Origin of the sequence: Dyella sp., from assembly GCF_035277725.1 — a bacterium.
Lineage (GTDB): Bacteria > Pseudomonadota > Gammaproteobacteria > Xanthomonadales > Rhodanobacteraceae > Dyella_B.
This window is the reverse complement of sequence record NZ_DATEJY010000007.1, coordinates 1-12,618: the sequence shown is the minus strand read 5'-3', so window position 1 is coordinate 12,618 and position 12,618 is coordinate 1. Positions and strand designations below refer to the sequence as shown.

Below are 12,618 nucleotides of genomic sequence, written 5' to 3'. Positions count from 1 at the left end.
GCGTTGCAAGTCGGCTTCCGTATCAATGCCGGGCGGAAACGGTTCCGGCGTCAGGCGCACGGCAATGGCATAGCCATGTTCCAGCACACGCAACTGCTCCAATGACTCGGCCTGCTCCAGGGGGGTGCGCGCCAAGCCGGTGTATTGCTGCAGGAAGCCTGCCCGATAGGCATAGATGCCGATATGGCGCAGGAACGGCAAGCCTTCCGGCAGCACCTGGCGGTTGGCGGCGAAGGCATCGCGCGCCCATGGCAGCGGTGCCCGGCTGAAATACAGCGCGCGGCCGCTGGAGGAGCGCACCAGCTTCACCACATTGGGATCGAACAGCTCGTGCGCATCGGTAATCAGTGTGGCCAGCGTCGCCATGGGCGCGGTGTCTTCGGCGAGTGCGAGAGCCACTTCGCGAATGCCTGCAGCGGGCGCGAAAGGCTCATCGCCTTGCAGGTTCACCACGATCGTGTCAGGTGGCCAGCCGTAATACGCGGCGCACTCGGCAAGGCGATCGCTGCCTGAGGCGTGGTCGGCGCGGGTCATGCACACATCAACGTTCTGCGTCGCCAAGGCATCGGCGATGCGCTCGTCATCCGTGGCGACCACCACCTGCATCGCGCCCGCTTGCTGCGCACGCTGTGCCACGCGCACAACCATCGGCACGCCCCCGATGGTGCGCAGGGGCTTGCCCGGCAGTCGGGTGGAGCCGTAGCGGGCAGGAATGGCGACGACGAAGTTGGACATAGTGGACATGGGGAGACGAATCGCCTGGCGAGCAATGCGTAGCTGCGTAGGTTGGGTTAGCGCAGCGTAACCCAACAGGCCCACGGAGATATCGACACGCTGGGTTACGCGGCGCTAACCCGGCCTACGCATGGCTGCATGAAAAACGTCAGCCCAGCACAAACCCGCAGCTATTGGCCAGTTCCAAGAAACCAGGAAACGACGTCGCGACATTCGCGCAATCGCCAATCATGATTGCATCCCGCGCGACCAATCCCGCCACGGCGAAGCTCATCGCAATACGGTGATCACCATGGCTGTCCACTGTGCCTCCCTGGATGGCGCCTCCGTCGATGATGGCACCATCCGGCGTTTCCTCGATCCGCACGCCAAGCGCGCGCAGACCGGTCGCCATGGTGGCGATGCGGTCCGACTCCTTCACACGCAGTTCTGCGGCGCCACGCACCACGGTGCGTCCTTGCGCGACCGCTGCCGCGACGAACAAGGCCGGGAATTCGTCGATCATGTCCGGCACCAGCGCTTCCGGCAGTTCGATGCCATGCAAGGGCGCATGATGCACGACCAGATCGCCCACGGCCTCGCCGCCACTCTCGCCCTGGTTTTCGATGCGGATGTCAGCACCCATCAAGCGCAAGGCTTCGAGCAGGCCGGTGCGGCGCGGATTCAAACCCACCGCCGGCAAGCGCAACACGGAACCCGGCAGAACGCTGGCTGCCACCAGGAAGAATGCCGCTGAGGAAAAATCCGCCGGCACCACGACATCCGTGGCCTGCAAACGATGGCCGCCTTCAAGCTTGGCATGGCCGGGCGAAAACTCGATCGGCCAGCCGAAGGCCTGCAACATGCGTTCGGTGTAATCGCGCGTGGGATGCGGCTCAAACACTTCCGTGCTGCCTTCGGCATACAGGCCAGCCAACAATAGTGCGGATTTCACCTGTGCGCTGGCCACCGGCAACTCGTAGCGGATGCCATGCAGTTTGCGACCGCCGCGCACGTGCAACGGCGGCAAGCCATCTGGCGTATCGATCTTCGCGCCCATCGTTGCCAACGGCTCGGTGACGCGGCGCATGGGGCGCTTGGAAAGCGATTCGTCACCGATCAACGTGCTGTCGAACGCCTGACCTGCCAGCAGGCCGGCCAGCAGGCGCATCCCGGTGCCGGCATTGCCGCAGTCGAGCGGTTGGCTCGATGCACGCAAGCCATGCAAGCCGACGCCATGCACGATGCGCTCGCCGGACGATGGCGCTTCGATTCGCACACCTAACTGCGCCAACACGGCAGCCGTTGCGCGCGTATCTTCCCCTTCCAGGAAACCGCGGATATGCGAGGTGCCTTCGGCAATGGCCGACAGCATCATCGAGCGATGCGAGACCGACTTGTCGCCCGGCACTACCACGTCGCCATGCACTGCCTTTGCCGGCCGACTCACCCAATCGAGGCGTTGCGTACCGCTCATGGCAACGCCACCGGGTAAGCGCCAAGCACACGCACTTGCGCCGCATGCGGCCCCATGTCTTTCAAGGCTGCCTGCAACGGCGCGTCGTCGATATGGCCGGAAACGTCGATAAAGAAGGCGTATTGCCATTTCCCGGTGTGCGCCGGGCGCGATTCGATGCGGTTCAAGCTGACCCCATGTTTGGCGAACGGGCTCAGGATTTCGTAGAGCGCGCCCGGTTTGTCGTTGACGGTAATCAAAAGCGAAGTGCGGTCGTTGCCCGACGATGGAAACAGCGAGCGGCCGATCACCAGGAAGCGGGTGGTGTTGTCGGCGCGATCCTCGATCGCCTGGGCCACGATCTTCAAACCATAGACTTTCGCGGCGATGGCGCCGGCAATGGCCGCGGCATCATCGGCGTGACGCGCCAGGCGTGCGCCCTCCGCATTGCTTTGCACGGCAATGCATTCCGCATTCGGCAGGTTGACGCGCAACCAGGTTTTGCATTGCTGCAGGGACTGCGCATGGCCGTAGACCTGTTTGATGCTTTCCAGCGAATCGCGCTGCGACAGCAGGCATTGATGCACGCGCAATTCCACTTCACCGCAGATGCGTGCTTCGGAAGTGAGGAACATGTCCAGCGTCACCTGGATCATGCCCTGCCCGGAATTCTCCACTGGCACCACGCCAAAATCCGCGTGACCGGCGGCGACTTCCTGGAATACTTCTTCGATGCTGCCGAGTGGCAATCCATACGCGGCATGACCGAAATGCTTGCGCACGGCTTGTTCGCTGAAGGTGCCCTCGGGACCGAGGTAGCCGACCTTGAGCGGGTCTTCCTGCGCCAGGCAGGAGGACATGATCTCGCGGAACAGCCGCACCATCTCGGCATCAGACAGCGGACCGTGATTGCGGTCCACCACCATGCGCAACACGTGCGCCTCGCGTTCCGGACGGTAATAGTCGATTGCCGAAAGCCCCTCGCCCTTCACCTTGGCCACTTCCCGGGCCCAGTTGGCGCGCTCGGAGATCAGCTCCTGGATCTGCCGGTCGATGCTGTCGATGCGGTCACGCACCTGCACCAGCGATAGCTTCGGTTCGTTCATGCGATGGATGTCCAGACGTAAATATGGCTAGCAGTGTATCAGCCGTGCCGGCGCGCGAAGTCGTGCATGAAATCCACCAGCGCGTGTACGGCCTCCAGCGGCACGGCGTTGTACAGCGATGCACGCATGCCGCCCAGCGCCTTGTGGCCTTTCAGCGCCATCAATCCGGCCGTTTCCGATTCCTGCAGAAACGCCGCGTCGAGCACGCTGTCATGCAAGGTAAACGGCACATTCATGCGCGAGCGAACCGGTGGATCGATGGGATTGCGGTAGTAACCGTCGGAGCCGTCGATGGTGGCGTAAAGCAGTTCCGACTTCTGGCGATTGCGTTCGGCCATCGCGGCGAGGCCGCCGTTGTCCTTCAACCACTCAAAGGTCAGCCCGGCCAGGTACCAGCCCCAGGTGTTGGGAGTATTAAGCATCGAATCATTGGCCGCGTGTTCGGCATAGCGGAAGATCTTCGCCGTCGGGCGCATGGGCCGATCGAGCAGATCGCGGCGGATGATGATCAGCACGAGGCCGGAAGGACCGATGTTTTTCTGCGCGCCGGCATAGATCAACCCATAGCGGCTGACGTCGACAGGACCGGAGAGAATGTCCGACGACATATCGGCCACCAGCGGTACGTCGCCCACCTCGGGCACCTGCTTGAACTGCACGCCGTGGATGGTCTCGTTGGTGGCTATGTGCACGTAGGCGGCCTTGGGATCAAGCTGCCATGTCTCGCGCGCCGGCATGCGCAGAAAGCTGTCGGCTTTGCTGGTGGCGGCCACGTTGACGCGCGCGTACGGCACAGCTTCGTTGGCGGCTTTCTCGCTCCAGTGGCCGGTGATGATGTAATCCGCGCTATCCCCTTCGCGCGCGAGGTTCATGGGAATTTGCGCGAAGTGCTGCGTCGCCCCGCCCTGCTCGAACAGCACGGCGTAGTGGTCGGGAATGTTCATCAGGTGACGCAGATCTGCTTCCACCTGCTGCGCCATGGCAATGAAACGCTTGCCGCGATGGGATTGCTCCATCACCGAGGCGCCGCTGCCGTTCCAATCCAGCAGCTCGCGCTGCGCACGTTCGAGCACCGGCAACGGCAACGCCGCCGGACCTGCGCTGAAATTCCAAACCCTGCTCACGCACCGGTTCCTGTCTTGAGGGATCGCCGCATTATGCCGCGACGCAGCAACCAAACGTCAATGTGCGTGTAACAACAATAGGAGCGCTATGCCTAAGGCCAGCACGGCTGCGGTAGCGATCAGCCACCAGACCTCCCCGCGCGGGCCAGCCGTATCCTCTGGCAACGGTTCGGCGGGTTCCGGCGGCAGCACGATTTCCGGCTCGGGTTCCAGGCCTGGCGCGTCGATCAGAAAGCGGTGCATGCCGATGCCGATCTGGTCACCGGGTAGCAACACGGTCTGCTGCACGGCGGTGCCGTTGACTCGTACTGGATAGCGTCCATCGACCGGCTGGCTGCTTTCCATGCGCAACTGGCCATCACGCCAGAAAATCATCACGGTGGCAGCTTCGCCTTGCGGCAGATCGAGGGGGATGCGCCCTTGCGGCCCCAGTTCCAGGCGATCCGACAGGGGCAGCACCTGGCCGGACAGCGGGCCGGCGACGGCGCGCAAGGCGACCGTGCAGCGCTCCTGCTCGAGCATGTCAGGTGAGGTGCGTGCAACCGGGGCTTCATCCGCACAGAGCAACATGCGGCAATCGCCCACGCTCAAGGTATCGCCAGCGCGAAGAATGGCGCGCTCGCGTACCGGGCGTGCATTGACGTAAATGCGGGTGGCATCGGGCAATACGTCGAGCACCCAGCCACGCTTGTCCAAACTGATGCGCAGATGATGGGCGGCGACTTGGCCGGCAGCCAGCACCAGGTCATTGTCGGAATCGCTGCCGATGCGCAACAGCGCCTGATTCCAGCTGAAATCAGTCCTGGTGGAGTTGGGAAACTCGATGCGCATGAAAGGTTCGGCAAAGTGACGGCGGGACTCTAGCAGATGCGTAGAAAATATCGACAGTATTTGCGTTTATGATGCGCAGTTCATCTGTTTGAGCACCATCATGCCCAGCATCGACATCCACCGTCCGCATCGCCTGTCAGCCACCGAAGCCCACGCCGTGATCGAGCACGTGGCCGCACGCATGCGGGAGAAGTTCCAGGTGACCACGCAATGGCAGAGCGACAGCACCCTCGTCTTCCAGCGCTCGGGTATCAGCGGCAAGATCGCGATTGCCGCCGATGAAATCCACGTGAGCGCAGAGCTCGGTATGCTGTTGTCGCCGCTCAAAGGCATGATCGAGCAGGAAATCCGCCGCAAGCTGGACGAGCATTTCAGCTGAGTGCCTGTCAGCGATATCGGGTCGGAAGCCATTTTCTTTGACCCGTCCCGGTTACGTGGCATAATGGATGGCTTACGCGGCCATGGTGGCTCGCGCACATCTCCCGGAACGCATGGCCAAAGACGACGTCATTGAAATGGATGGTACGGTCATCGAGACCCTGCCCAATACCATGTTTCGAGTAAAGCTTGAAAACGGCCATGTCGTGATTGCCCATATCTCCGGCCGTATGCGCAAGCATTACATTCGCATCCTCACCGGCGACAAGGTCAAGGTGGAAATGACACCCTACGACCTGACCAAGGGCCGCATTACCTACCGCATGAAATAAGCGTCACGGTATTTCCATAAAAAAAGCCGCGCTGCACAGGCGCGGCTTTTTTTGTTGTGGCGAACGATCTCCTCAGGAGATCGTTGCCGGTACCGGTTCGGCGGCTTCCGTGCTTACCGCCAGCTCGCCATCCTTTACGCTCAGGCTGACCTTGCCACCCTCGGCCAACTTGCCGAACAGCAGTTCGTCGGCCAGCACACGCTTGATCTTCTCCTGGATCACGCGTGCCATCGGACGGGCGCCCATCTGCGGATCGAAGCCATGTTCGGCCAACCAGCGGCGGGCATCGGCATCCACGTCCAGCGAAACATGCTTCTCGCTGAGTTGCGCTTCCAGCTCGATCAAGAACTTGTCGACCACGCGCAGAATGTGGTCGAAGTCCAGCGGGGTGAACTGGATGATCGCATCCAGGCGATTGCGGAACTCCGGGGTGAAGGTACGGCGGATCACTTCCATCGAATCCATCGAGTGGTTCTGCTTCACGAAGCCGATGCTGCGGCGAGAGGCCTGCTGGGCGCCGGCATTGGTAGTCATCACCACGATCACGTTCTTGAAGTTCGCTTCGCGGCCGTTGGTATCGGTCAGCACGCCGCGGTCCATCACCTGCAGCAGGATGTTGAACACATCCGGATGCGCCTTCTCGATCTCGTCCAGCAGCAGCACCGCATGCGGATGCTTGGTGACCGCTTCCGTAAGCAGACCACCCTGATCGAAACCCACGTAGCCCGGAGGCGCACCGACCAGGCGCGATACCGAATGCGCCTCCATGTACTCGGACATGTCGAAGCGGATCATCTCGATGCCAAGCTGCATGGCCAGCTGCTTGGTCACTTCCGTCTTGCCCACGCCGGTGGGGCCGGCAAGCAGGAAGCAGCCGATCGGCTTGGTCGGGTCGGCCAGGCCGGAACGCGCCATCTTGATGGATGCCGCCAGCGCTTCGATGGCCGGGTCTTGCCCGAACACCACCATCTTGAGATTGCGCTCCAGGTTCTTCAGTACGTCGCGGTCGGACGCCGAGACCTGCTTGGCCGGGATGCGCGCCATCTTGGCGACGATGTATTCCACCTCGGGCACGTCCACCTTGCCGGTGCGCTGTTCGACGGGCAGCAAGCGCTGGCGTGCGCCGGCTTCGTCGATCACGTCGATGGCCTTGTCCGGCAGCAGGCGGTCGGGGATGTGCTTCACCGACAGATCCACCGCAGCCTTGAGCGCTTCGAGCGTGTAGGACACGTTGTGGTGTTCTTCGAAACGGGTCTTCAAACCCTTGAGGATTTCCAGGCTCTCGGCCACGCTCGGCTCAACCACGTCGATCTTCTGGAAGCGGCGAGCGAGTGCGCGATCTTTTTCGAAGATGCCGCGGAATTCCTGGAAGGTGGTGGAACCGATGCAGCGCAGCTCACCGGAGGCCAGCATCGGCTTGATCAGGTTGCTGGCGTCCATGGTGCCGCCGGAGGCGGAGCCGGCGCCGATGATGGTGTGAATCTCGTCGATGAAGAGCACCGCGCCCGGCTGCTTCTTCAGTTGGCTGATGACGGCTTTCAGGCGCTTCTCGAAATCGCCGCGGTATTTGGTGCCAGCCACCAGCGCACCCAGGTCCAACGCCCAGATGGTGGCGTTTTCCAGCACTTCCGGCACTTCGCCGTCGACGATGCGCTTGGCCAGGCCTTCAGCCAGGGCAGTTTTGCCCACGCCGGCTTCGCCGACGTAAAGCGGATTGTTCTTGCGGCGGCGGCATAGCACCTGAATGGTGCGTTCGATCTCGTCCTGGCGCCCGATCAGCGGATCGATCTTGCCTTCCAGCGCCAGTTCGTTGAGGTTGGTGGCGTACTCGCTGAGCGGATTGCCCTTGCCCTCGCCACCTTCCTCGGCATCGCGTTCGCTGCCGGAAATGCTGCTGGAGGGCTCGTCGCCGATCTTGGCGATGCCGTGCGAGATGTAATTGACCACGTCCAGGCGCGTGATTTCCTGCTGGTGCAGGAAATACACCGCATGCGAATCCTTTTCGCCGAAGATCGCCACCAGCACGTTGGCGCCGGTGACTTCCTTACGGCCGGAAGACTGCACGTGGTACACCGCGCGCTGCAGTACGCGCTGGAATCCCAGCGTGGGCTGCGTATCGCGCTCGTCACCGTGCGGCAGCACCGGCACGGTCTCGGCGATGATCTTTTCCAGCTCATGGGTCAGTCGCGGAAGGTCCGCGCCGCAGGCGCGCAAGGCGCCCAGCGCTGACTGGTTTTCCGTGAGGGCGAGCAGCAGGTGTTCCACGGTCATGAACTCGTGGCGTTGCTCGCGGGCCTGCTTGTAGCACTGGCCGATGGTGACTTCGAGATCCTTGCTGAACATCCGGACCTACTCCACTGCTAATGTTGGGCGGCTTCACCGCGATGGATGCAAGATGGGGGCCAAAAGGGCCTGATCAATATCGCAGCGCGCGAACCGCCTTGACAAAAATTTGAACAGTTCCTCAAACCTTTTCCATCGTGCATAACAGAGGATGCTGGTTGGCACGTGAATACTCGTTCACCTGAGTGACCTTAGTTTCTGCCACCTCCCGCGTGAACACCCCGCACACGCCCTTACCGCGAGTGTGTACGTGCAACATGATCTGTACAGCTTTCTCCTGATCCATGCCAAAGAACATCCGAAGCACTTCGACCACGAAGTCCATCGGTGTGAAGTCGTCATTCAGCAGCAATACCTGAAACAAAGGCGGACGCGCCACCTCGGGTTTCGATACTTCGACGGTGAGCCCATGGCCACTGCCGTGTTCGTGTTCGGATTCGTTCGCCATGCTCTAAAAGTGGATTCGGGCCTGTTCGTCTGCAGTATACGCCTCGGGATGATTTTGCTACCCGGCGGGTGCGCTTGAGGTAATGGCACAATAACGCCATTTCCAGTGCCTCCTTCCCTCTTTTTTTGACTCCCAGATGACAATATCCGGCAACTCCAGCCATGACGTATGGCGTCCGCATGTGACCGTTGCTTGCGTCGTGGCCGATCGCGACCGCTACCTGATGGTTGAAGAAGATGTCAACGGTTCTGTCGCTTATAACCAGCCGGCGGCCCATCTGGACGACTTCGAAAGCCTGCAACAAGCCGCCGTGCGCGAAACAGGTGAGGAAACCGGCTGGACCGTGGCCTTGACCCATCTGGTTGGCGTGCATCAGTGGCGCAGCACGGAACATGGCGATGTGATCGTGCGTTTCACCTTTGCCGCCAAACCATTAACGCACGATCCGCAGCAGCCCCTCGACGCGGGCGTCCGCCGCGCGCTTTGGCTGACGCGTGCAGAAATTGCCGCCCTGGGCGAACGCCTGCGCAGCCCCATGGTGTTGATGAGCATTGACGAGTGGCTGGCCGGGCAGCGGCTGCCGCTGTCGATTGTGACCAGCCTGATGCCGGGTGGGGCAGTGTCATGAAAGTGATGCTGGGCATTTCCGGCGGCGTGGATTCCTCCGTGGCCGCGCTGCTGCTGCAACAGGCCGGCTATGCGGTGGAAGGCCTGTTCATGCAGAACTGGGAGGAAGACGACCGCAACGGCCCCTGCACCGCCGACGCGGACCGCAAGGACGCCGTGGCTGTCTGCGGCCGGCTGGGTATCCCCTTCCACGCGCGTAATTTTGCCGGGGAATACTGGGATGGCGTGTTCGAGCACTTCCTGGCCGAATACCGCGCCGGTCGTACACCCAATCCCGACGTGCTGTGTAATCGCGAAATCAAGTTCAAGACCTTCCTGGATGAGGCCCGCGCCCTGGGCGCGGAAAAGATCGCGACCGGCCACTACGCACGCGTGGATCGCCCGGACGGCCGTTACCGCCTGCTGCGGGCGGTCGATGCCGGCAAGGATCAAACCTACTTTCTGCATGCCCTCGGGCAGGACCAATTGGCTGCCACGCTGTTCCCGGTCGGCGAGATTGAAAAATCGCAGGTGCGTGAGATGGCGCGCGCCGCCGCGTTGCCTACCCACGCGAAGAAGGACTCCACCGGCATCTGCTTTATCGGAGAGCGCGATTTCCGTCAGTTTCTGACGCAATACATCCCTGCCCGTCCCGGCGAGATGCGCAGCCCGGACGGCCGCCTGATCGGCGAGCACCAAGGCGTGATGTATTACACCCTCGGCCAGCGCAACGGCCTTGGTATCGGCGGGCGTCAAAATGCCGGCGGCGAGCCCTGGTACGTAGTGGGCAAGGATGTCGCCCGGAACGTGCTCTACGTGGCCCAAGGCGGCGAGAACGAGTGGCTTCAGTCCCGCCGGCTCACCGCCGAAACAGCTAACTGGGTGGCTGGCGCGCCGCCAGCCCGGGAATTTCGCTGCACAGCCAAGACCCGTTACCGACAGCACGATCAGGCTTGCGTGGTGTCAGTAGACAATGACCGGCTGGAGGTGCGGTTCGACGAACCGCAGCGCGCCGTGACACCCGGCCAGTCGGTGGTGTTCTACGCCGGCGACGAATGCCTGGGCGGCGCGGTGATCGCCGCCACTGACGCTGCCTATGGCGGCTTGATTCAAGAAACTGCACAGGGAATACCGCAGCGTGTTTGAAGTGTTTGCCATCAATGAGGAACGTGTGCTGGCCCTGGCCGGACTGTTCCAGGCCTCCGCCCTGGCGCATCAATTGGCCAATGAAGGGCGTTGCGATGACCTGGCTCTCGACGCCAGCCTCGCCAGCGTGTTCCGCATCGATGCGCCATCGGTGGTCGGCGTGTACGGCAACGTCTCGGGCATACGCCTGGGGCTGCGCACGCTGATCGCCCAGTTGGACGAAAACGGCCGCGATATGGCCATCACGCGCATGGTGGTCACCATCATGCGCCTGGAGCGCAGCCTGGCGCACCACAAGGACCTGCTGGAGCAACTACAGCAAGGCATCGTGTCTACCAAGCGCCAGGTGGATCATTTCGGCTTGAATTCGCCGCAGGTATTCAGCCGTCTGGCCGAGTTGTACGCCGGCACGCTGTCCACGCTCAGGCCGCGTGTGATGGTGACTGGCAATCCGCAATGGCTGCAGCAGCCTGTGCTGGTGGAGCGGGTGCGTGCGAGCTTGCTGGCCGCAGTGCGTTCCGCCGTGTTGTGGCGGCAGATTGGCGGACGGCAGTGGCAGATGCTGTTGCATCGTCGCCAATGCACGATGCTGGCACGCGGCCTGCTCACCGGCACAACCCTGTAGGTTGGGGTGCAAACCCCAACATGGCGGCGTACATGGGCATCACGGTGTTGGGGTTCGCACCCTAACCTACGCTTCGATCAGGCGCAGGCCCGGCCGTTGTCTTGCCAGCTTGCGCAACAGCTCTGCGAACGCCTGCAAATCGCCATGCCACGGCGAGGCCTCGCGCCAATACAGCGCAATCTCCCTTCCAGGCGCCTCTCCTTTGATTTTCGCCAACGCAATATCCGGCATCGATGCCAGACGATCGTGCGCCAGCGCAGGCACCAGCGCATGCCCGCCGCGCAACGTCACCAGCGCGGCCAGGCTTTCCAGGCTCACATCCTGCACATAACCTTCGCCGTCGGCGTGACTTTCCGCCATCAGGATCGCCTGACTGGCATCCAGTTGTTCCATGGAAACGGTGCGTTTGCCGGCCAAGGGATGATCGGCACGCAACAGTACTTCCCAAGGCTCGAAGAACAGCGGGCACATCACGATGCCACTCAACGACGATGCGGGTGGCGCCAGCACCGCATCGAGTTCGCCCTCGTGCAGCCGGCGCAGCAAACCGCGCGGCTTGCCTTCCGACAAACTCAGTCGCGCACCGGGAAAATGCTGCGGAAACGGTTCGATCAGGTGCGGCAACAAATACGGCCCGAGCGTGGCCAATACGCCCAAGCGCAGTTCGCCACCAAAAGCGGTCTCGCCGGCACGCGCGGCTTGCTGTAAATGTTCGGCAGCGAGCAGCACCGCATCGATCTGCTCCAGTAGACGCTGCCCACCCGCGGTCGGCACCACGCGCCGTCCGCCACGCTCGAACAACGGCGCGCCAAGCGCCTGCTCCACTTTCTGCACCTGATGCGAGAGGCCGGATGCACTGATATGCATCGCGCGCGCGGCGCTGTTGAAGCTGCCATGGCGATGCACGGCCTGCACCAGGATCAGGTCGCGGAATGACACGGCAGATAAGTGGCTGGAAATCATCCCGTCGCCTCGAATGCGTTTCAGCCAAGCATAAACGACGAAGCCCGACACTTGGCCGGGCTTCTTGTCATGCTCCAAACACGCTTACGCGTCGACGGTATCGGCCACTTCCTTGAAGTCAGCGATCTGGTCGAAGTTCATGTAGCGGTAGATCTTGTCGCCATTCGCATTGATCACGCCGATATCGGCCAGGTACTCCTCGCGCGTCGGGATGCGACCGAGGCGCGAGCAGATGGCAGCAAGCTCCGCCGAACCCAGGTACACATTGGTGTTTTTGCCCAGGCGGTTCGGGAAGTTGCGCGTGGAGGTGGAGAACACCGTAGCGCCTTCGCGTGCCTGCGCCTGGTTGCCCATGCACAGCGAGCAGCCCGGCATTTCCATGCGCGCACCGGCCGTGCCGAGCACGCCGTAATGGCCTTCTTCGGTGAGCTGCTTCTGGTCCATCTTGGTCGGCGGTGCTACCCACAGGCGCGTCGGGATATCGCGCTTGCCTTCCAGCAGTTTCGATGCCGCGCGGAAATGGCCGATGTTGGTCATGCACGAACC

14 protein-coding genes are annotated in these 12,618 nt (G+C 62.2%); 5 read left to right on the top strand and 9 right to left on the bottom strand.

Going from position 1 to position 12,618, the window contains the following annotated elements; translation table 11 throughout:
* The 5 genes from kdsB to VJR68_RS00535 all read right to left on the bottom strand — a co-directional run.
* Positions 1-735: 3-deoxy-manno-octulosonate cytidylyltransferase (kdsB, locus tag VJR68_RS00555; RefSeq protein ID WP_324145596.1), on the bottom strand; the 735-nt coding region annotated here is incomplete at its 3' end.
* A 148-nt stretch (positions 736-883) separates the two neighbouring features.
* On the bottom strand, positions 884-2,191 hold the full coding sequence (gene aroA, locus VJR68_RS00550) for a 3-phosphoshikimate 1-carboxyvinyltransferase (RefSeq protein WP_324145594.1): 1,308 nt from the start codon (positions 2,189-2,191) through the stop codon (positions 884-886).
* A complete protein-coding gene (gene pheA / locus VJR68_RS00545) occupies positions 2,188-3,276 on the bottom strand; it encodes a prephenate dehydratase (protein WP_324145593.1) in 1,089 nt (362 codons plus the stop codon). The genes aroA and pheA overlap by 4 nt, the downstream gene beginning before the upstream one ends.
* Positions 3,277-3,314: 38 nt before the next feature.
* Entirely contained in the window at positions 3,315-4,400 is a 1,086-nt protein-coding gene (gene serC, locus VJR68_RS00540) for a 3-phosphoserine/phosphohydroxythreonine transaminase (RefSeq protein ID WP_324145592.1), read from the bottom strand.
* Positions 4,401-4,457: 57 nt separating this feature from the next.
* Positions 4,458-5,231: an FHA domain-containing protein gene (locus VJR68_RS00535; RefSeq protein ID WP_324145591.1), complete on the bottom strand. Its 774-nt coding sequence runs from the start codon at positions 5,229-5,231 to the stop codon at positions 4,458-4,460.
* Positions 5,232-5,331: 100 nt separating this feature from the next.
* Here VJR68_RS00535 and VJR68_RS00530 point away from each other — a divergent pair, with 100 nt between their 5' ends.
* A complete protein-coding gene (locus tag VJR68_RS00530) occupies positions 5,332-5,610 on the top strand; it encodes a polyhydroxyalkanoic acid system family protein (RefSeq protein ID WP_324145590.1) in 279 nt (92 codons plus the stop codon).
* Between the two features lie 112 nt (positions 5,611-5,722).
* Positions 5,723-5,941, top strand: coding sequence for a translation initiation factor IF-1 (gene infA / locus VJR68_RS00525; protein WP_126686694.1), 219 nt, complete (start codon positions 5,723-5,725; stop codon positions 5,939-5,941).
* Between the two features lie 72 nt (positions 5,942-6,013).
* On the opposite strand, the gene clpA is transcribed toward infA, so the two are convergent.
* Both clpA and clpS read right to left on the bottom strand, forming a co-directional pair.
* Entirely contained in the window at positions 6,014-8,284 is a 2,271-nt protein-coding gene (gene clpA, locus VJR68_RS00520) for an ATP-dependent Clp protease ATP-binding subunit ClpA (protein WP_324145589.1), read from the bottom strand.
* 121 nt (positions 8,285-8,405) lie between these two features.
* Positions 8,406-8,732, bottom strand: a complete 327-nt coding sequence (gene clpS / locus VJR68_RS00515) for an ATP-dependent Clp protease adapter ClpS (RefSeq protein WP_188796280.1) — start codon at positions 8,730-8,732, stop codon at positions 8,406-8,408.
* A gap of 136 nt (positions 8,733-8,868) precedes the next feature.
* On the opposite strand from clpS, the gene VJR68_RS00510 reads away from it, so the two are divergent.
* Genes VJR68_RS00510 through hflD form a run of 3 tightly spaced genes read left to right on the top strand, consistent with a single transcriptional unit; the run spans position 8,869 to position 11,109 of the window.
* Positions 8,869-9,360: an NUDIX hydrolase gene (locus tag VJR68_RS00510; RefSeq protein WP_324145588.1), complete on the top strand. Its 492-nt coding sequence runs from the start codon at positions 8,869-8,871 to the stop codon at positions 9,358-9,360.
* Positions 9,357-10,484, top strand: coding sequence for a tRNA 2-thiouridine(34) synthase MnmA (gene mnmA / locus VJR68_RS00505; protein ID WP_324145587.1), 1,128 nt, complete (start codon positions 9,357-9,359; stop codon positions 10,482-10,484). The genes VJR68_RS00510 and mnmA overlap by 4 nt, the downstream gene beginning before the upstream one ends.
* Before the next feature lie 10 nt (positions 10,485-10,494).
* Positions 10,495-11,109 (top strand): high frequency lysogenization protein HflD, encoded by a 615-nt coding sequence (hflD, locus tag VJR68_RS00500; RefSeq protein WP_324145595.1) that lies wholly within the window; start codon positions 10,495-10,497, stop codon positions 11,107-11,109.
* A 66-nt stretch (positions 11,110-11,175) separates the two neighbouring features.
* Here hflD and VJR68_RS00495 read toward each other — a convergent pair whose 3' ends face one another.
* Together VJR68_RS00495 and VJR68_RS00490 are read right to left on the bottom strand one after the other, a co-directional pair.
* Positions 11,176-12,072 carry a LysR family transcriptional regulator gene (locus VJR68_RS00495; RefSeq protein ID WP_324145586.1) on the bottom strand — a complete coding sequence of 299 codons (897 nt, stop codon included), beginning with the start codon at positions 12,070-12,072 and terminating at the stop codon, positions 11,176-11,178.
* Positions 12,073-12,156: 84 nt separating this feature from the next.
* Positions 12,157-12,618: aconitase family protein (locus VJR68_RS00490; protein ID WP_324145585.1), on the bottom strand; the 462-nt coding region annotated here is incomplete at its 5' end.